General features: G+C 43.2%; 15 protein-coding genes. 8 read left to right on the top strand and 7 right to left on the bottom strand.

What is annotated here, in order from left to right:
• The first annotated feature begins 99 nt into the window (after positions 1-99).
• The 3 genes from CJD36_RS15355 to pbpC all read left to right on the top strand — a co-directional run bounded on the left by CJD36_RS15355 (position 100) and on the right by pbpC (position 8311).
• Positions 100-291, top strand: coding sequence for a hypothetical protein (locus tag CJD36_RS15355; RefSeq protein ID WP_105040082.1), 192 nt, complete (start codon positions 100-102; stop codon positions 289-291).
• A gap of 184 nt (positions 292-475) precedes the next feature.
• On the top strand, positions 476-5866 hold the full coding sequence (locus CJD36_RS15350; protein WP_105040081.1) for an Ig-like domain-containing alpha-2-macroglobulin family protein: 5391 nt from the start codon (positions 476-478) through the stop codon (positions 5864-5866).
• A gap of 108 nt (positions 5867-5974) precedes the next feature.
• Entirely contained in the window at positions 5975-8311 is a 2337-nt protein-coding gene (gene pbpC, locus CJD36_RS15345) for a penicillin-binding protein 1C (RefSeq protein ID WP_105040080.1), read from the top strand.
• 14 nt (positions 8312-8325) lie between these two features.
• On the opposite strand, the gene CJD36_RS15340 is transcribed toward pbpC, so the two are convergent.
• The 3 genes from CJD36_RS15340 to CJD36_RS23270 form a co-directional block, all read right to left on the bottom strand.
• Complete coding sequence (locus CJD36_RS15340; RefSeq protein WP_105040079.1) at positions 8326-8577, bottom strand: hypothetical protein; 252 nt, start codon at positions 8575-8577, stop codon at positions 8326-8328.
• 64 nt (positions 8578-8641) lie between these two features.
• Positions 8642-13240 carry a PAS domain S-box protein gene (locus CJD36_RS15335; protein ID WP_105040078.1) on the bottom strand — a complete coding sequence of 1533 codons (4599 nt, stop codon included), beginning with the start codon at positions 13238-13240 and terminating at the stop codon, positions 8642-8644.
• 306 nt (positions 13241-13546) lie between these two features.
• Entirely contained in the window at positions 13547-13705 is a 159-nt protein-coding gene (locus CJD36_RS23270; protein WP_161499327.1) for a hypothetical protein, read from the bottom strand.
• Positions 13706-13738: 33 nt separating this feature from the next.
• Here CJD36_RS23270 and CJD36_RS15330 point away from each other — a divergent pair, with 33 nt between their 5' ends.
• The gene (locus CJD36_RS15330) at positions 13739-14296 is read left to right on the top strand and encodes an acyl-CoA thioesterase (protein WP_105040077.1); all 558 of its coding nucleotides are present in this window, start codon (positions 13739-13741) and stop codon (positions 14294-14296) included.
• On the opposite strand, the gene CJD36_RS15325 is transcribed toward CJD36_RS15330, so the two are convergent.
• Positions 14293-14670 (bottom strand): VOC family protein, encoded by a 378-nt coding sequence (locus CJD36_RS15325; RefSeq protein WP_105040076.1) that lies wholly within the window; start codon positions 14668-14670, stop codon positions 14293-14295. The genes CJD36_RS15330 and CJD36_RS15325 overlap by 4 nt on opposite strands.
• 147 nt (positions 14671-14817) lie before the next feature.
• Here CJD36_RS15325 and aspA point away from each other — a divergent pair, with 147 nt between their 5' ends.
• The 3 genes from aspA (at position 14818) to CJD36_RS15310 (ending at position 18503) form a co-directional block, all read left to right on the top strand.
• Positions 14818-16227 carry an aspartate ammonia-lyase gene (gene aspA, locus CJD36_RS15320; protein WP_105040075.1) on the top strand — a complete coding sequence of 470 codons (1410 nt, stop codon included), beginning with the start codon at positions 14818-14820 and terminating at the stop codon, positions 16225-16227.
• A gap of 167 nt (positions 16228-16394) precedes the next feature.
• The gene (locus CJD36_RS15315) at positions 16395-17021 is read left to right on the top strand and encodes a pseudouridine synthase (protein WP_105040074.1); all 627 of its coding nucleotides are present in this window, start codon (positions 16395-16397) and stop codon (positions 17019-17021) included.
• Between the two features lie 141 nt (positions 17022-17162).
• Complete coding sequence (locus CJD36_RS15310) at positions 17163-18503, top strand: serine hydrolase domain-containing protein (RefSeq protein ID WP_105040073.1); 1341 nt, start codon at positions 17163-17165, stop codon at positions 18501-18503.
• Between the two features lie 165 nt (positions 18504-18668).
• Here the strand turns inward: CJD36_RS15310 and CJD36_RS15305 are convergent, their stop codons facing one another.
• Positions 18669-19265, bottom strand: a complete 597-nt coding sequence (locus tag CJD36_RS15305; protein ID WP_105040072.1) for an alpha-ketoglutarate-dependent dioxygenase AlkB family protein — start codon at positions 19263-19265, stop codon at positions 18669-18671.
• A 367-nt stretch (positions 19266-19632) separates the two neighbouring features.
• On the opposite strand from CJD36_RS15305, the gene CJD36_RS15300 reads away from it, so the two are divergent.
• Complete coding sequence (locus CJD36_RS15300; RefSeq protein ID WP_105040071.1) at positions 19633-20814, top strand: THUMP domain-containing class I SAM-dependent RNA methyltransferase; 1182 nt, start codon at positions 19633-19635, stop codon at positions 20812-20814.
• Between the two features lie 70 nt (positions 20815-20884).
• Here the strand turns inward: CJD36_RS15300 and CJD36_RS15295 are convergent, their stop codons facing one another.
• Both CJD36_RS15295 and CJD36_RS15290 read right to left on the bottom strand, forming a co-directional pair.
• A complete protein-coding gene (locus CJD36_RS15295) occupies positions 20885-21166 on the bottom strand; it encodes a hypothetical protein (RefSeq protein ID WP_105040070.1) in 282 nt (93 codons plus the stop codon).
• A gap of 119 nt (positions 21167-21285) precedes the next feature.
• Positions 21286-21687, bottom strand: coding sequence for a response regulator (locus tag CJD36_RS15290; RefSeq protein WP_105040069.1), 402 nt, complete (start codon positions 21685-21687; stop codon positions 21286-21288).
• Positions 21688-21690 lie beyond the last annotated feature (3 nt).

Genomic DNA, 21690 nt, shown 5'->3' with positions numbered 1-21690 from the left:
AAAAGCGAATAAGATGATAGTGCCATAAGTATTTGTAACTACACTCCTTAAGTAAAGCCCGTGGTATGGTATTAGTACTCATTAGTGAAAACGGAAAATATGAAAACGCACAATCAGAACGAGAACGCGAATAATGTTCGAACCAATGCTCATGCCTCACAGAGCGGTGGCCACAAACCTGAAAATAAGGATGACCTGGATAGCCGTAAAAACGAAGAACAGGACGATAAGGGAAATGATATTACCCACAATGAGAAAGATGTAAAATCAGAACACAAGAAGAAACACTAGTATAGTAAGAAACAAAGCATGAATTACTGAAAAGAACCGCATAAAAATTGTGGTTCTTTTCTATTTTATAGAGAATCATTACCAACCAAAACCTGGCATCGCCAAAGCATAAAAAATATTTATTTCATTTTATACAATAATAATATAGTTGTGCGTTATTTTTAATACAAATTTCCACTCTTTTATGAAACCTGGCCAACGGCAAATTATAGCTGGTATAAGTTGCCTTTTCGTGTGCGTATTACTCTACGCCTGCAAGACAAGTAAATTTGATCTGCAAGTAACCAAAAACTTCGAAACCGAGATAGAGCAACAACAGAATCTCGAGTTCACATTCAGCAAAGACATTTATCCCGACAGCCTGCTTAACAGGTGGGATACTGCGGCCTTTGTAGAGATCACACCGAAGGTAAAAGGAAAGTTTAAGTGGAACAGCTCCAACATGCTGTCGTTCTCACCTGCTGAGGGCTTTACACCCGGCACAGAGTACACTGCAAAGCTGACCAAAGAAATTGTACGGTACAGCAAAACCAAGCTTAGCTTCGACGACGCGCCAATCCACTTTCACACAGCTGAGCTGAGGGTAACAGAAGCACACGTGTCATGGATGCGGGGCACCAATGTGGCCAACATAATGGTGCAGCTGGATATGAGCTTCAACTATGAAGTAAATCTCGGCGAAGTGGTTAATCGCCTGCGGCTCAATAGCGGCGGAAATAATGTAACTATCAATACCGCCAATACAGGAAATGGAAAAACACTATCGGTGCAATTTATGCCGGTAAACGATAAAGATGAAGAAACACCATTGAAAGTGCAGCTGGATAAAGGCATACCAATAGTTGGCGCTAAATATACCTCTCTTAAGGATACTGCCTTTACCGTAGGTATACCATCGCGCTACAACCTTACCGTAACAGGTATTGTAGCACAGCATACAGGCACCGAAGGCATCATAACTGTAAGTACATCACAACCGGTTGTAGAAACCAACCTGAAGAACATGATCAGCATGAGCCCGGCGGTAGACTTTGATGTTACCGTCTGCGATGGTGGCTTTATTGTTTCAGGCGCAAAACTTATAGCTTCTCAGCTATATACTATGACCATTAAGACAGGGATTGAGGGCAGCTTTGGCGGGAAAATGAAGAGCGATCATACTGAGCAAATTGCCTTTGGCAAACTGCACCCATCTATAAGTTTTGTCAACACAAAGGGCATGTACTTGTCATCTGCCGGATATAAGAACCTGTTGCTGAACATTGTAAATGTACCTACTGTAGAGGTATGCGTAATAAAGGTGTACGAGAATAACCTCGAAGCATTTATGCGCACCGATAAAGACTACAACTATCACTATGATGAAAAGGATGATGAAGGAACTTCCTATCAATTTTACCAGACAGAGAACCTGGGCGATACTATCTTCCACCAAACATATGAAACAGCAAAGTTACCTGCGCAGAATGCCGCTCGCTTACTGCACCTTGATTTTGAAGACAGGGTTAAAGGATATAATGGTGTCTACGTAGTGATGGTAAGATCTAAGGAACAGAACTGGATACAGGAATCAAAGATCATAGCTATATCAGATATTGGCATTATAGTAAAAGAAGAGAAAGACAATATCTATGTATTTACCAACAGCATTCGCACCGCAGCAGCAATGCCGGGTGTAAATGTGTCGTTCATCAGCAGCAATAACCAGAAACTGGCGACTGTAACAACCGACGCAGACGGTGTAGCTATATTCAAGAACATCAGCCAGTCATCCCCAGGCTTTAAAGTAGCCATGGTAACAGCTAGAAAGGGCGATGAATTCAGCTTTGTCTGGTTTAGTAAAACGCAGATAGGCACATCTAGATTTGACGTTGGTGGCCGCAACCCGAACGAAACCGGCTTAATTGCCATGATATACCCAGAGCGTAACATTTATCGACCGGGAGAAACCATACACGTAAGCACTATTGTGCGTAGCGAACAATGGCAACAACAAACTGAGGTGCCTGTAAAACTGAAGCTGAGTATGCCTAATGGCAAAGAGTTTGCCACTGTGCAGAAGATACTCAATGAGCAAGGCTCGTGCGAGGCGCAGTTCCCTACCCCGCCCACTGCTATAACCGGCAATTATCTACTGGAAGTATTTACCGGGAATAACGTACTTCTTAACTCATATAACATTAGTGTGGAGGAATTTATGCCCGATCGCATGAAGGTTGGTGTAACCACTCCCAAAAAAGAATATGCACCCGGTGAAAATGTAGTAGCGCAAATACAAGCCGACAACCTTTTTGGCACTCCGGCAGCAGGCCGTAACTACAGCTGCGAGATGAACCTTGCGAAAACTACGTTCCCATCAGAAAAATATCCGGATTACAATTTTGAATTAAGGAATGATTTCAACTTCAATACTGACATACGCCAGGGAAAGACAGATGACAGAGGCGGTGCAACTGAAACATTTAAGCTCGATGCCAATCTGACTAACTCAGGAATACTGAATGGGAATATAATGGCCACCGTATTTGATGAGACAGGCAGGCCTGTGCACCGCTATGAACATTTTACTGTCTATGCCCAATCGGTATATGCAGGTGTAAAGTGTGACCAGGAATATATAACCACCCGACTGCCCGTAAAAATGGGCCTGATAGCTCTAGACAAACGAGAAGTGCCACAAAATGCAACTGCCGTTGTTAGTGTAATAAAAAAAGAATGGCACACCGTAATACAGCAAAATGGTAATGGCTACAGGTATGTGTCGGCCAATGAAGACAAACAAATATCCACCCAGGTAGTGCAGATCAGTGGCACTAATGCTGCTTATACATTTACACCGCAGCAAAGCGGAGAATATGAAGTTAGGGTAGCGATAAACGGATCGAACACCTATGTAGCTAAGACGCTTTACGCATACGGTTGGAATGATGCCCAATACTCATCATTCGAAGTGAATAACGAGGGCAACGTTGAAATAAAAACCGACAAGAAGGAGTACAATACCGGCGAAACAGTCAAGGCCTTGTTCACCGCTCCATTTGAAGGAAAAATGCTGGTCACCATTGAGCGTGACCACATCATCAAATACTACTACCTGAATACAAAGAATAAATCAGCTGCGCTATCCTTTCCGGTGGATGATGCATCCCTGCCAAACGTGTATATTACCGCAACGCTCTTCAGGCCAATGGATGGCAGTGATATGCCGTTGACTGTAGGACATGGTTTTAAAAACGTAAGGGTAACTAATAAGACCTATAATATACCAGTTACCATTACAATTGCCGAAAAATCAAGATCAAGAACCAGGCAAACAATAAATATAAAAACTGCCCCCGGTGCATTTGTAACCGTTGCAGCTGTAGATGAAGGAATACTACAGGTGAAGAACTTTGCTACGCCAGATCCTTACGATTATTTCTACCAGAAAGTAACCCTATCAATAAACAGCTATGATATCTATCCATGGCTGCTCCCGGAGATAAAAACGAGACAATCAAGTACCGGCGGTGATGGCGCGGAAAGCAATAGTGGGCGCGTCAACCCGATGTTTGTGAACAGAGTGAAGAATGTATCATTCTGGAGTGGCATATTGCAGGCAGACAGCCGCGGCAATGTAAAATACGATATAGATATTCCACAGTTCTCGGGCGACATAAGGGTAATGGCACTTGCTTATAAAAACAAGAGTTTCGGCAGCCAGGATAAGCATATGAAGGTGGCCGACCCTATAGTCATCAGCACAGCTCTACCTCGCTTCCTTACACCAAAGGACGATGTAACCATGAGCGTATCTATGAGCAATACTACGGGCAATACTGCTACCGCTTATGTAACCGTGCAAACATCAGGTCCGCTTGGCGTACAAGGATCAGCAACACAGACGGTACAAATACCTGCCAACAGGGAAGGTCGTGCTATCTACAATATAGTTGCGCAGCCCTCTATTGGCGTTGGTAAAGTAACCGTAACTGTAAAAGCATTTAACGAGACATTTACTAACGAAACGGACATCAGTATAAGACCACCGGCATCACTACAAAAGTTGACTGGCTATGGCGTGGCTGGCGAGAACAGAACAACCCCAATAGACATCACGAACAAATTTATACCAACCTCTGTAGCAGGCAAGCTCATCGTAAGCAAGTCTCCGCTCACGCAGTTCAGCAAACATCTGGAAGACCTTGTGCGCTATCCATACGGCTGTGTGGAACAAACGGTGTCTGCCGCGTTCCCGCAATTGTATTACGCCGACCTTGTTAAGGGCATGAATAATGGCACCAATACCGAACTTAACCCGGCAAGCAATGTGCAACAAGCCATCATCAAACTGCAGTCTATGCAGCAGGGAGATGGCGGCATGTCTTACTGGCCTGAAGGTGGTGGCGAAAGCTGGTGGGGAAGTATCTACGCATGTCACTTTATGCTGGAAGCAAAGAAAGCAGGGTTTGATGTGAATGCCCACACTTTACAGCGCCTGCAGGAATACATGAAATACAGAATGTACAAAAAGGAAACTGTAACATTCTATTATAATGGAACTGCAAAGAAAGAAGTAGCACCTGAAGAAATTGCCTATTCACTTTATGTATTAGCAATGGCAGGCCAATCACAACAGTCGGATATGAACTACTATAAGGCTCATCAGGAATTGCTGACACTGGACAGCAAGTATATGCTGGCTGCTGCTTATGCACTATCCGGGCAGCCTTCTCAGGCTAAGGGTGTAATGCCTCCGGCATTTACAGGAGAGATCCCTAACCATACCTTTGGCGGCAGCTTTAACAGCCAGATTCGCGATGAGGCACTGTCGCTGCTCGTCATGCTGGATATTGACCCCAACAACAGGCAGGTAGGCATATTGGCGAGACAGCTATCAGAGCAACTGAGAAAAGAACGCTACCTCAGTACCCAGGAAAACTCCTTCAGTATGCTGGCACTAGGTAAAATAATGAAAATAGCCAACCAGACCACTGCAACCGCAACTGTAACGGCAAATAACAAGAGCGTAGGCACCACCACAGGACAACCCTTGAACGTAAACATGAAAGCATTTGCTAATGCGGCTATGAATGTACAGGTGAAAGGAAATGGCGGCTATTACTACTTCTGGGAGCTTAATGGTATAACCGCCGATGGCAGCTACAAAGAAGAAGACAACTTCATTAAGGTACGCCGCACTTATTACGACAGACAGGGAAGAGAAACAAAAACATTTAAGCAGAATGACCTGATAGTGATACGCATTTCCATCGAAGGGCAGTACGATACTAAGGTAGAGAACGTGGCTATTACAGACATGCTGCCGGCAGGCTTTGAAGTTGAAAACACACTGCTCAACGAAATGCCTAAAATGGAATGGATCAAAGAGCCCGCCAAGGCCGATTATATGGATATTCGTGATGATCGCATCAATATGTTCACCACCGTTGAGCGGAAACGAAAAGACTTCTATTATATGGTTCGTGCTGTATCTCCCGGCACATTCCAGCTAGGACCTGTGCAGGCAGATGCCATGTATGACGGCAACTACCATTCATACAATGGCGCAGGCATAATAAAGGTCACCAATTAAATGATATGGGTTGCAGTTGACAATCATTGAATCAACTGCAACCTCTATTTTATCTCCAACAACTATAAGTAAAATAAAGCCGGAGCAATACCGGATGAAAAGGTGAATATGGATAGTGCGCGAATAAAAAAGCGACTAAAAAAGATTGTAATTAGACTGGTTGCCGGCATCGGTATATTACTGCTGCTTGCAAGACTGTTACCTGTAAATACCGACATTGCCTTTGCTCACGTAGTAGAAGCAAGAGATGGTACTGTACTGCATGCATATCTGTCGAAAGACAGGCAGTGGCGTATGTTTACCAGGCTCGATGAAATAACACCTGAACTAAGAAAAGCTATTGTTTACAAAGAGGACAGGCACTTTTACCATCACCTGGGCGTTAATCCATTGGCCGTAGGCAGGGCATTTATCAACAATGTATTTCACCTCAAACGCACCTCAGGCGCTTCGACCATTACTATGCAGGTAGCCAGAATGCTGGACCCTAAACAGCGCAGCTACTTTAATAAATGCCTGGAGATGTTCTGCGCGCTGCAGCTGGAATTAAAATACAGCAAAGAAGAGATATTGCAGATGTACCTGAATCTTGTGCCTTATGGCTCCAACATTGCAGGGGTGAAAGCTGCGTCTCTACTCTACTTCAATAAAACACCAGACCACCTTTCACTGGCTGAAATAACAGCATTAAGCATTATCCCCAACAGACCCAATTCACTTGTAATCGGTAAAGATAATGACAAGATCATACAACAGCGGAATAAATGGCTGCTAAGATTTAAAGGTGATGACCTGTTCCCCGATGGCACAATAAACGATGCGCTGCATGAACCGCTCAATGCCTACAGGCATAGCGCCCCATGTGCCGTGCCACAGTTTGCTATAAGGGTAAAGGGCATGTATCCTACTAACCTTGCATTACGCACCACCCTGGACAATAAGCTGCAACTAAAAGCAGAAGGGATAGTCACCAACTATGTAAATCAGCTGAAGCTACATAACATCAATAATGCTTCGGTATTGATCATCGACAACAAGACGCACGAAGTACTGGCGTATATTGGCTCATCAGACTTCGGAGACAAAAACAATTTTGGACAGGTAGATGGTGTAAAAGCACTACGATCTCCCGGCAGCACATTGAAGCCATTGCTGTATGGCCTTTGCATGGACAAAGGTATTATTACCCCAAGGACCATGATAGCCGATGTACCTATCAACATCAAAGGCTACTCACCAGAGAATTACGACAAGAATTTTCATGGTAATGTTACAGCCGAATTTGCACTCAGCCACTCGCTAAACATACCTGCAGTAAAACTATTGGAGGACGAAGGTGTGAGTACTTTTGCCAATGTGCTGGGCAAGGCAGGATTTACGTCTATTGCAAAAAGCAAGAATAAAATCGGACTATCACTTATTCTTGGCGGTTGCGGTGTACGGCTCGATGAAATGACGTCATTATATTCCGCCTTTGCTAATGATGGTGTTTATTTCCCACTCCAATATACACTGGCAGATAGTCAACAGAAACGGGTACAAAAAGACACAACTAATAAGGGGATCACACTGCTATCCCAACCGGCCAATTACATGCTCACGCATATACTCAGCGAGCTGCACCGACCCGACCTACCCAATGCCTACGATGAAGCACAGGGTATTCCCCGCATAGCGTGGAAAACAGGCACATCATATGGCCGTAAAGATGCGTGGAGCATAGGCTATAATAAGCGATATACAATTGGCGTATGGCTGGGCAATTTTTCTGCAGCAGGAGTACAGGAGCTAAGTGGTGCAACTACCGCCACCCCTTTATTGTTTCAGCTCTTCAACGCCATAGACCACAAGGCTGCCAACGAATGGGTAGAACCGCCTAATAGTATCGGCTTCAGGTTAGTGTGCACTGAAACGGGGCGGATACCCAACGACAATTGCACAGACCAGGTAATGGATTACTACATCCCCGGCATAAGCTCATGTCAGCAATGCGACCATCTTACGCAAACCTGGATATCCGCCGATGAGCACTATTGCTATTGCACCTACTGCCTACCCCCCAACGGATATAAAACAAAGTTACTGCCCAATATAGCACCCGAGTTAGCGGCCTATTACAAATCAATGAACATCCGTTTTACGGAGCGACCGCCACATAATCCTGCATGCACGCACACCTTACAAGGCCGTGGGCCCATCATCACATCGCTCACCAACGGCATGACCTATATCATTGAAAACAAGGCGGAGCAAAAACTGCAGCTTTCCTGTTCAGTGGCCAATGATGTAAAAAAAGTATACTGGTATATCAACGACCGGTTCTACGCAACAGCCGATGCAAATCAAAAACTATTTTTCTCAGCCGATGCAGCAGTACTTAAAATATCATGTTCAGACGACAAAGGAAGGAATACTAATATAGAGGTGAAAGTGAAGTTTATGTGAGTTGTGCGGTTTGTTTATAAGTACTTAAGTTCATCCAGCTTTGCGCCTACCAGGCCTATGAGCATCTTGTCTTTATCTTTAAGGCTATGAGCTGTTTCAGCGTTTACTATGGCGCGATAGTTTCGTTCTTCATCAGGCTCATAGGTCACCTCTATGCTATTTATGATGACCATAAAATTATGTGTATAACCTGTTGTGGCCAATCGAACATCAAAACTCAGAACCTCACCATTATACTCTATATCAATACTAAAACCATCTTCCATGTAGCAAAGATAACCTCTTAGTTAAACACCTTTGGTCGCGCATTGCCACAGCCTGGTATGACGATCACGCTCCGCCGCCATCAAGCTCAATTGTAAACGTAGTTCCTTTGTTTACCTCACTCACTACAGATATCGTCCCACCCAAAGACTCTACCTGTGTCTTTACCATAAACAATCCCATACCCTTACCATTCACATGAGTATGAAAGCGCTTGTACAGACCAAACATCTCATCCTTTCTTTTTAAAAGGTCTATGCCCAATCCATTATCTTCAAAGATCAGTGCAATCTTATTGCCCTGCATTTTACTGGCAATGTGTAGTACAGGCGCAACGTTCACACGTCGATATTTAATACTGTTAGATACAAGATTGTAAATGATACTGTACAGATAACTTTTCAGAGTAAATAATTCATCGACAGCACTAAAGTCTGTTATTATCTGCACATCATTACTCCTTATCAGGTTATCTACACTTAGTTTTATATCGCTAAGTATAGCAGACAGATTAACGTGTTCCTTTTGGTTACTATCTGTGTGCTTTACCTGTAGAATGTAATTAATATCCATTATCACACTATCCAGTTTTTTTACCGAACCCGATAGATCTGTCATAAGACTGTCCCTTACATCCGTTTCTAGCGAATCATCTACAAGTACATCGGCAAGACCGATAATGTTAGCTACCGGTGCCCTGAGGTTGTGTGACACAATGTAAGAGAATTGTTCCAGATCCTTATTACGCTGCACTATGTCACTGATGATCTTTGCCTTTTCCGCTTCCTCAGCTTTTTGCTCAGTGATATCTAGAGACACACTTAATAGTGCCTTTTCGTTAGTCCCGGCAACTGTAAATGGCACCTTCATTGTATGAAACAACTTCAGTTTGCCACTATCATCATAAAACTCCTCCCCGGGAATCGTTAACATTTCTCCCGAAGATATGATCTGTTTATTTTCGTTGGTTATTCGTTCAATATCATTTTCCGCAGACATTACCTCCGCCATGTACTTCCCGATAATATCTTCAGGTATCGAATCGTAAAGCTCAGCATAACTTTTATTGACAAATATGTATTTACCGCCATAGTTTTTAAGACATATCGACTGAGGAATGATATCCATTATCAAACGCAGATTCTCTTCCGACCTTGCCAGAGACTCTTCTGCAGCTCTTGCCTCAGTAATATCGTGTACAACCCCTCTCAAACCCACAGGTAAACCATTCCTGTCAAAATTATAGTGCGCTTCCGAAAATACGTGACGAACCACCCCATCAGTTGTGATGATCTTATGATTTAATGCAGTACGTGATAAATTTATTTCACTTTCCTTTACCATTGCCAATACCTGCTCCATATCATCGGGGTGAAGATGAGCCTTCCACGACTCAAAATTCTGATTGTGCCTGTCCTCAACTGGTATACCATATATTCTGCAGGCCTCTTCCGACCATATTGCCTTACCGGTCGCAAAATCGAGTTCCCAGCTTCCAAAATGCGCCATTGCTTGTGCATGTTTCAAACTGGCTTCGCTCTGTAGTATTATTTCCGCCATTTCACTGCGATGTTTCTCTTTTTCAAAGATATCCAGCGCAAATGACACATCGTTAGTCGCTTCTGTGAGCAGGCTTATTTCCTCTGCATCAAACAAATTAGCTTTGGCAGAGATAAGATTATATGCACCAATGGTTTTACCACCCTTTCTTATCGGCAACACTATGCAAGATCGGAATCCCCTCGACGAAGCATATGCTCTAAAGTCTGCCGCTACCTCATCTGTTATAAAATCGTTGATCACAAATAGCTTTCCGGTATTCATAACCTGAGCTATCGGTCCATCATCGGAAAACTTGATGCTGTTCAATAAACTGATATCAGACGCAGTCGCATTACAATGTGCGACCACATTCAAGGTACGTTTTTCCTGGTCCGGCATACTTATCCAGGCAAGATCAAATTGACCTTGCTCAATAGCGATATCGCATACTGCTTTAAACAGCACTTCTTCATTAGTTACCTGAACAATAGTTTGATTCACCTGGCTGATAAAAGCATAAAGCCTGTTTGCATTTAGAATTTTTTCCTCAGCCTCTTTCTTAGCAGTCACATCATGTATGATTCCGTGTATATCAGTCAGATTTCCTGTGTTATCGAACTCAAAATGGCTTTCCGAAAATATATGTTTGATCGTACCATCTGCCAATATAATACGGTGACTATGCGCAAAATCCGTTAGCGACAGCTGTGCTTTTTCAATAACTTTGCGCATATCCTGCAAGTCATCCGGGTGGCAAAAAAACTGCCAGTCACCTTCATCCAGCTCATTTTTTCCCGGATCGATGCCATATATTCTACAAGCTTCTTCAGACCAGATTACTTTACCTATCGAAAAATCATAATCCCAACTGCCAATGTGTGCTATCGCCTGCGCCTGCTTCAGTCTCAGCTCATTATGAAGCACCCTCAATTCCATATGTTTTCTTAGTCTTTCTTTTTCAAAAACATCAATCGCAAAAGAAATGTCGTTAGCTACTTCTTCCAGCAGATCAATTTCTTGTTCGTCAAAAAAATCTGCTTCATTAGCATATAAATTAAATACTGCAATTATTTCTCCATTCCTACGCAAGGGCAATATCATCAAAGCCCTGATCTCCCGTTTAGCTACATATGAAGCCCAAACCTTCATCGTAGGATGTTCCTCCATATGATTGCATACGAAAGCTGTTTTAGACCTCACTACCTGGGCTATGCCGCCTTCTGGTCTATATTTAATGTTCGTAAACAAATGCACATCTTCCGGAAGAACACCCATTCCTTCAGTTATGTCAACAGTTTTATTCTCACTGTCCAGAAGACCCACCCATGCCATCTTAAATTTCCCTATAGTATGAGCTATACGGCAGGCCTCTTTAAACAGACTGGTCTGGTTATCCACATGTACAATGGCCTGGTTAATATGACTGAGGAATGAATACAACCTGTTTGCATGTTCTATTTTCTCCTCCGCAATTTTCCGGTCAGTTATATCTCTGAAATTATCTACGATCCCGTTTATCAAAGGGTCATGAAGCATGTTAGTGAGCGTTGCCTCATACCATCTCCAGGTTCCGTTTTTATGTTTCAGTCTGCTGATCCTACCGTCAAAAACAACACCGGGATTAGCAAATACTTCCAACATCCCGCTTCTCACCTCCTCTATATCATCGGGATGGGTTATTGCAAAAAGATCTAGTGTCTTTGCCTCTTCTTCTATATAACCCAATAACTTTTCCACCGAAGGTGACAGGTATATTGGTGCACCGTTTCCGTCAAGAATAACTACTGCATCACTGCCATTTTCTACCAGTGCTCTGAAGCGCCGCTCCTTCACCGACATCTCTTCCCGGGCTTTTACCAGATCTGTTACAAGATTGGCAAAAAAGAAAACGCCGGCTACATTACCATCATCTCCTTTGTATGGTTGATAAACAAAGTTCATATAGTGCTCTGTCATCAACCCTGTTTCATCATTTTTTATGGTGATGGGCACTTCACTAGCTGCAAATGGCACCCCGGTGTGGTATACATTAAATATCAGATCCACAAAACCCTGGGCTTCAAGTTCGGGAAAAACTTCCTTAGCTTTCTTACCTATTATGTCCCTTTTACCCGTGATCTGTAAATAAAGCGGGTTGGCCATTTCATATACAAGATCAGGTCCGGAAAGTGTACAGATATAAGACGGTGCCTGCTCAAAAAGATCAGCAAATTTTTTACGCTCTGCTTCTATTCTCTTTTCATTTTGTTCCAGTTTGCTGGCGGCAACCATGCGTTCCGTTATCTCGCGAAAATTACCAACAAACGCTTTTACACTGGGGTCATGTAACAAATTGGTGGTACTGCCTTCGGTCCATATATAATGGCCATCTTTATGCCGCATCCTGTTACTTCTGAAGATAGGCTCCCCCGGCCTTCCTAATGACACTTGCAATCGGGCAATAACCTCTGCCTGATCATCGGGGTGAAAAAAATCAAGCGCTTGCATACCCAAAGCTTCATTGCCTTCGTACCCTAGCAAGCGACGAGCGGCTGGCGAGTGATATATTACAGTACCCTTTTCATCGATCATCGATATCAGATCATTACTGTGCTCTACCAGTGCACGGAAACGTTCTTCATTTTTCATCAACTCCACCTCTGTCAAGGAAAACAATTCGCTTTTGCTTTCCATTTTCATTATCAGCAAAGTTTCATACTTCTTCAGTACCTCCGCTGCTGAAAGCCGCTCATTGACTATCCACTTACCTGTCCCCTCCGTCGAAAATATTCTACTTGCGGCCTGCAGAAGGTAATCGCTATTACTTTGTTTTGGAATGAAAATATTGGCACCAACTTCCAACCCTAACTCTCTGTGACGGGGCTTTATAAAAGATGCAGAGTAGATGACTACCGGAACATCATTTTGATGAACTCCCGTTCTGATAGCATAACATAATGAATAGCCATTCATTACCGGCATAACAACATCTGTGATCACCAGGTCGATTTGATGATGCATTATAAGCGTCAATGCTTCGGCACCGTTACTTGCGGTCTCTACCTCATATCCACCGGCTTCAAATGTTGCTCTACCCGATTGTAGTAGCTCTGGCTTATCATCTACTAGGAGTATCTTTTTCATATGCACAGGATCTTATTGATCTTTCAAATTATTGTTTGGCGAGATGGCCTGTTATCAACATCTTTTCACTAAATATTCCCACCGTCTTTATTAAACAACTTATCACCTTTTTGTTAAAGCCCCATTTAGATATGTAAAAATAGTAATTAAAATGATTATTAACCAACAATATACATTTTATGCAAAAATAAATATACACACAGACTACTTTTGAAGAATAAAAAAATGCGGTGACTAAGCTCCTGTGATTACCCACGAATTCAAGATTCAGTGGCCCTTAGGACAGCTTTCGCAATAAATAAATCACTATGCCGTTATAGGGTAAATAAAGTTGAATAACACAACATCCAGGAAGTAATCTGGAAAAATTGTTTTTTCATAATCGGTGTTTGCAGTAAGGGAGCCTATATTGGCTCCTTTACTGTTTTGCGGTAATGGCTCAGCGATTGGCAATATTTGCTCCATTTGTGTTTAATTTGTAGGCTCATAAACGCCCTAATGGACACTACAGGATTCAAAACAGTACGCTACTCCAAGACAACCATAACAGAATTAATGATACCATCCTACGCCAACTTTGGAGGTAAGATACATGGCGGTATACTCCTGTCACTTATGGATAAGGTAGCTTACGTGTGCGCAGCGAAACATGCCGGCACTTACTGTGTTACGGCCTCTATTGATAGCGTCGATTTCCTTGCCCCGGTTGAGGTGGGAGAGCTGGTATCCCTGAACGCATCGGTTAACTATGTGGGTAGTGCCTCACTAATAGTAGGCATCAGGGTAAGCTCAGAAAATGTAAAAACGCAAGTGATCAAGCATACTAACACCAGCTACTTCACCATGGTAGCAATGGGAGATGACCACAAACCAGTACAAGTGCCGGGCCTTATATTAGAAACTAAGGACGAAGTAAGACGATTTGTAGAAACAATGAAACGCAAAGAGCTGTCCAAACAAAACAGGAATACACTCAACAGCATAAAAATGCCTATGAAGCTGGAGAGCTACAATGAATTATTAACTCATGAACGCTGCCTGGTAAAAACCGATTAATTGACCCGCCAGGGCGGATTTTTCCTGTTATCGCCCGCATAGTAGAGAATGATGATATTGTTATCCTGGTCTCTTAACCGTGCTTCCCGCCATAGCCAGGACTTATCATTAGGCAATTCTTCAAATAGAGTTCCACTGGCAATTAGAGATGCTACCGTTCCGTCCAGGTCATCACATTCAAAATACACATAGGTCCCCTCTCCGTCAGGTAGCCGGTCTGTAAGGTGCACCGAAAATGTGGAAGTGCCGTCAGGGCACTCAAAACGTGCATAATGAGGCAGCGCCTCCACTATCAGCTTTAATCCTAAACGCTGATAAAATGCTATTGCCGCCGGTATATTAACTGATGGAACGGTTACCTGGTTAAGATTCATGACGTTACATTTTATACCAATACGATAAAGTATTAATAATGTTTCAACGAAACATATCGGAAAGCTACCTAAAAAAACTAATTTTACCGCCCTCCATCACCGTTTCATACTCTTTAATAACTAAACTAAAATTTGCAGCGATCTGTTATGAGTCAATACAGGATAGAACATGATTTTCTTGGAGAGAAGGAAATACCCAACAATGCATACTACGGTGTACAAACTTTAAGAGCAGTAGAGAACTTCAATATCACGGGCATTACTAATGCTAATGAACCATTATTTATACAGGCTTTCGGGTTTGTAAAGAAAGCAGCAGCCATGGCCAACCGCGATTGCGGTGTGCTGGACCCGAAAATTGCCGATGCCATAATATTCGCCTGCGATGAACTAATAGCAGGAAAATACCAGGACCAGTTTGTTACAGACCTCATACAGGGCGGAGCAGGCACATCTATCAACATGAATGTAAATGAGGTTATAGCCAACATTGGGTTAGAGCATATGGGCTACAACAAGGGAGACTATGATCACCTGCATCCCAACAATCATGTCAACTGTTCTCAGTCTACCAACGATGCTTACCCTACCGCCTTCAGAATAGCTCTATATCGTAAGATAGACGAATACATAGCAGACATAGAAGCCCTACAGGCTGCTTTTGCTGCTAAAGGTGAAGAATTTGACGACGTTTTGAAGATGGGCAGAACCCAACTACAGGATGCAGTCCCTATGACGCTGGGCCAGGAGTTTCATGGTTTCGCTACAACTATTGGTGAAGATGTAAGGCGCCTGCAGGAAGCCCGAAACCTTATTACGGAATGCAACATGGGCGCAACAGCTATCGGCACGCGCATCAATGCCCCTGAAGGTTACCCTGAACTATGTACTCAATACCTCGCAGAAATATCAGGGCTCCCAATTACATTGGCCGAAGACCTTATAGAGGCAACCTCCGATACAGGTGCCTATGTACAGATATCGGGTACATTAAAGCGCAGCGTTATCAAGATCTCTAAGATCTGTAACGACCTACGCCTGTTATCATCAGGTCCACGTACCGGCTTTAACGAGATCAATCTGCCACGTATGCAGGCAGGCTCATCTATTATGCCTGGCAAGGTAAACCCTGTTATACCGGAAGTCGTTAACCAGACAGCGTATTACGTAATAGGTACAGATCTTACGATCACTCTGGCTGCCGAAGCCGGCCAGCTGCAGCTGAATGTAATGGAACCTGTCATAGCTTTTAGCCTATTCACCTCTCTTAAGTACATGGGCAATGCCATAAACACGCTGACAGAAAAGTGCGTAAAGGGTATTACGGCCAATGTGGAAGTTTGCCGTAACATGGTGCTCAACAGCATTGGTATCGTTACTGCGCTTAACCCAATTCTCGGCTATGAAATATGCGCAGCCATTGCCAAAGAGGCATTGGCAACAGGGAAGTCAATTCATGATATCGCTGTCACCGAAAGACAACTGATAACACAGGAAAAGTGGGATGAGATCTACTGCATAGAAAATCTCATTCACCCCAAATTCATCAATCAATAAATGACTAACGGAGGTCGTAATGGCCTCCGTATTTAATATCTTTTGGAACAATTAGGTTACAGAAGTCAAGCCGTGAAAGGGCGAAACACATTAGCCCGGGGTGAATCCACGGGTATCAAAGCAGGATAATACCAAGCCCTGAAGGGGCGTAACAAATTTCATAAACAATGTCGCCCTCTCCTTACAAATACTATATCATCAACAAGCCATTCAACATGGTCTCCCAATTCGTTAGCCCCGATGATGTAGGCTTACTGGGCGATCTTGATTTTGATTTCCCCGAAGGTATACACGCTATTGGCCGGCTCGACAATCATTCCGAAGGCTTACTTATACTTACTACCAATAAACGGGTAACCAAACTACTTTTTGAAAGCAAAACCCCACATGAGCGCACTTACCTGGTAATGGTGCGCCACCGTATGACACAGGAAACGCTTGAAAAGCTAAGAACGGGCGTAACCATAATAGTAAAAGGCGGAGTAGATTATACCACTCCACCCTGCGATGTGCAGATAGTAGATATGCCGGAAGGACTGTTTGAAGGCAACTTTAAAATGCGGCCCGATATACCGCATACATGGCTTACCATCACACTTACCGAGGGCAAGTTTCACCAGGTGCGCAAGATGGTGTTTGCTGTTAGTCACCGCTGCATACGGCTGATAAGAATATCCATTGAAGACCTCTTGCTGGGCGATCTGCAACCCGGCTGCGTTAAGGAAATAGAAGAAACAGAATTTTTTAAATTATTGCAGATCAATAACTGGCAATTACCTAAACTCAATAGCTAGCATTAACGCTATAAAAAAATCATTTTTTCTATTATTATTGTCGTGTGGTAACTGGACACATCGGCGCAATAAGTTGCTCAAATTTGTAACTTGTGACGGTCACATCACGTCTTATAACAATAATATTCACAACCGGATTTTATGAAACATAATCTTACCATTCGCACTTTATCTCTTGCACTTTGTTTATCAGCAGGCATCAGCTTAGTTGCTTCAGCTCAATCGTTCAATAAAGCAAAGATGGACAGTCTGTTCATGGCCATTGAAAGCAATAATAAAGGAATGGGTAGTATAGCACTATCAAAAAAAGGTCGGTTGGTTTACACAAAATCTATAGGTTACAGCTATATCAATGGCGATAAGAAAACACATGCCGACTATGCTACCAAATACCGCATAGGATCTATAAGTAAAATGTTTACCTCGGTTATGATCTTCCAATTGATCGAAGAAGGTAAAATAACACTTAAAACACCGTTGGATAAGTACTTCCTTAAAGTGCCAAATGCAAAGAAAATAACGATCGGCAATTTGCTTAATCACCATAGTGGCATTCATAATTTCACCAGCGATAGTGAATACCTGCTGTGGCATACAAGGCCACACACCCAAGCCGAAATGGTAAATATTATTATAAAGGGCGGTTCAGATTTTACACCGGGCAGCAAGGCCGATTATAGCAATTCAAACTTCGTATTGCTTGGCTATATCATTGAAAAAGTAACAGGGCATACTTACAAAGAAGAATTGCAAAAACGTATTGCAGCTAAAATAGGTTTGACAAACACAGTGTACGGCAGTAAAACAAATCCTGATAAAAACGAAGCATACTCTTACACATCTACTACAGGTTGGGAGCAGGAATCGGAAACCGACATGAGCATTCCCGGTGGTGCAGGCGCTATCTTATCTTCCCCTACCGAACTCAACATGTTTATCGATGCGCTGTTTACAGGCAAGCTGATAAAAAAGGAAAGTCTCGAACAAATGAAAACCCAGATCGACCATTATGGCATGGGCGTGTTTCAGGTGCCGTTCGGCAGCAAAAAGGGTTACGGACACACCGGCGGTATAGATGGTTTTTCATCCAGCCTGGCATACTTCCCCGATGACAGCCTGGCTATTGCCTATTGCAATAACGGCACAGTAATGAGCACCAATGACATTATGATAGCGGCCCTGAGTATATACTTCAACAAACCTTACGAGATACCCACTTTTAAAACGATTGCGGTTCCCCTGGCCGATCTTAATAGCTATGCAGGTGTTTATTCATCAGCACAAATGCCATTGAAGATAACGGTAACAGTAAAAGGCACCACCCTCTATGCTCAGGCCACCGGCCAGGGCGAATTTCCGTTGGAAGCCATCGACAACACAAATTTCCAATTCACCGCAGCAGGCATAAAAATGAGCTTCGATGCCGCCAAAAACGAAATGACACTAAAACAAGGCGGTGGTTCTTATAGCTTCAAAAAATAGACCAAATTTGGGCACTGCAAGAAGTTATACGTTGTCCGCAGTAGTGTCACCCTGAGCTTGCCGAAAGGCAACACTACTGCCACGGGACGGATTCGTTTTGTACAATTTCCATATTCGCACATTCAATTTATCTATTCATAATTGTCAAATTGCCGAATTGTCAAATTAAACAATACTCCTAAAAGTCAGATTCACCCTTCCACCCGCATGTTTGGTCTTGGGCAAACTATGCTCCCATACCTGCTGACTCTCTCCCTGCATCAACAGCAAACTACCCGGCGTTAATCCTACCGACACAAGATCGCTCTTGTCCTTATAGGTACGCAACTGAAATTTACGTGTGGCACCAAAACTGACCGAAGCTATGACCGGTTGCGCACCCAGCTCCCGCTCATTATCCCTATGCCACCCCATGCTATCATTACCATCGCGGTAATAGTTAAGTAGTACACTGTTGAATAGCATTTTTGCTTTCTCTTCTACCCTTCCCTTAATAGCCAGCAACTCTTCTGTCCAGTGTTGCACCTCCATTGTTATACCCGAGTATGCCACGCTCCTCTCGCCGTAACATGCTGTTAACCGAGGCTGCATCACCATCTTGCCAAACATTTTTATTGGTTCCTGCTTCCACCGTATTGTTGTAACAAGGTGTTCATAAATAGTGTCACTCTCCTCATTGCTAAACAGGTTTTCATATAAAATCGCCTCTCCACCGAAGGGCAGAATGTTCATGGGTGGAAATGGCGAGAAGAGACTCTGCATAGAGGTCTTGTAATTAATAGACAATAAAGTTATTTAAAAACCAGAAAACCATGGCACTGTGCCGTTAGGTTATGTAAATGACCTAAGGATATTGTTATTGATGTACTGATGCTGAAGGCATCACATGTCTATAGTAATATTAGAGTAGTTTTGGTACGATGCCGAAGGTATCGCACGTTTTCAGCAACTTAATTTACTTAGATCTATTTCTTTGTATCGTTAGGTGCAAAAGGGTTCCAGCAACAAATACTCTCGAATTGACGCGGGCCTCAGGCACGCAACCCCGCTTCATCAGTATTAGTTTTATCAACTAAATTACCTATTATCCTCACGCATCCCACTATAAACTTTACCTTTACCGCCAATTATGTCTTTATATACTACAAAAGCACCCATTACCATTACCTGCCACAAGCGCATTGCGCCCTATCTGGAACAGGAAGTAAGAGAATTGGGTTTTACAATAGATGAAACATTCATTACCGGCGTAAGGCTCACCGGCACCATCAATGATTGCATTAAGCTCAACCTTAACCTGCGCTGCGCCAGCCAGGTGCTTTACAGCCTGAAGCAGTTTTTTGCCGACAATGCCGATGATGTGTATAAAAATGTACTGGCATTACCGTGGGAGAACATCATCCCCGATCCCGGCTACTTCTCCATTACCAGTAACGTAATGAACGACACTATCAACAACAGCATGTTTGCCAATCTTAGGGTAAAAGATGCCATTGTGGACAGGATGAGGGAAAAGCGCGGCAACCGCCCCAACACCGGCGCCGACCTTATAGGCACAGTTATTCACCTTTTCTGGAAAAATGAACAGGCCGAGCTATTTATTGATACTTCGGGCGATTCATTAGCACGCCATGGTTATCGTAAGATACCGGGGCGAGCTCCTATGCTGGAAGCTTTGGCCGCGGCTACGATCATGGCAACACGCTGGGATAAGGTATCACCATTCGTTAACCCCATGTGCGGGTCAGGCACAGTAGCAATAGAAGCCGCACTTATTGCTACCAACACCCGTCCGGGACTTTTCAGGCTCTATTATGCATTCATGCACCTGCAAGGCTATGACAAGGAGATATACCTGCAGGAAATGGAACTATTGGACCGCCAGATAAAAGAGGTCCCCGATCTGAAGATCATTGCCACCGACTACAGCGATATGGCTATCACCAATGCAAAGCGTAATGCAGTAGCTGCGGGAGTTGCCGATCTTATCACATTTTCTATCTGCGATTTTGCAGCTACCCCTACCCCTAAAGGTAAGGGTGGTGTCATGTTCATGAATCCGGAATATGGCGAACGACTGGGTAACGAACCCGAACTGGAAGCCACATACGCCCGCATAGGCGACTATATGAAAAAGGAATGTGGTGGTTACTTTGGTTACGTCTTTACCGGCAACCTTGACCTTGCAAAGAAAATAGGACTGAAAGCAAAGCGCCGAATAGAATTCTATACCAGTACTATAGACTGCCGCTTACTGGAATATGAACTGTACGAAGGCACCCGTAAAACCGCGTTTGAGGATCGGGTATAATTACAAAATAATATCTTAATGGAAAGGTGCGGAAGGCTATCCTCCCGCACCTTCTTTATTTAGCGCCCTATTAATTGGTTAAATTAACCGTTCCGGTATCTTTTATTATCGTTGTTGATAGCTCCTGCTCCGCAACTTGCAACTCTTGCTTTGCAACCATACTCCGCCCGCTGTACAATATATAAAAAACATGTTTTTCTGTATTCACTATACCCGCTCTGGGGCTAGGCTTACCCAATGAAGACAGATTTGTTTGAATGATAGTAACATCCTTATTTTCCTGCAGCCACATATTTATCTTCTCCTGCAGAGTAATCAACTCATCGTCATAAAAAAACTGTACCTGGTTCATATGCGCAATTTGATATTTCCCTCAGCAATATAGCCTTCGGGTCTTATTCTCATCATGCATATATCAATGTTATGCCGCCGGTACTATCATTAAAGTTAAAGTATGCCTTCAGTTTATTATTATTCTTCAAAAAAGCTCTTTATAGCCGCTATGGTCAATGGCTTCTCTATGTAGCCCGATACCAATTTATTATTCTTTGCTTTCTGCTTGTCATAGTGATCAACTGAAGATGAGAGAATAAATATCTTAAACCTGTCTCTTATACTATCCTCCATCTTACCAAATCTGTCCAGCACATCCCACCCTGTTAATACAGGCATATTTATATCCAACAGCAGTATTACTTTATTCGTATCCGCTACGGCATATTTAGCTGTTATAAATGCAAGCCCCGCTTCTGGGTCGGTAAAGCTATCTATTTGCTTGCCCGGAAATTGTTTATTAATAATGATGCTGCATATCTTATTATTTACAGGATCGTCATCTATTACCATGAAGTCCGGCAATGCTGTTTGTGTCATATT

The sequence above is a fragment of the Flavipsychrobacter stenotrophus genome (assembly GCF_002954265.1).
Lineage (GTDB): Bacteria > Bacteroidota > Bacteroidia > Chitinophagales > Chitinophagaceae > Flavipsychrobacter > Flavipsychrobacter stenotrophus.
This window is presented reverse-complemented; position numbering and strand designations above follow the sequence as displayed.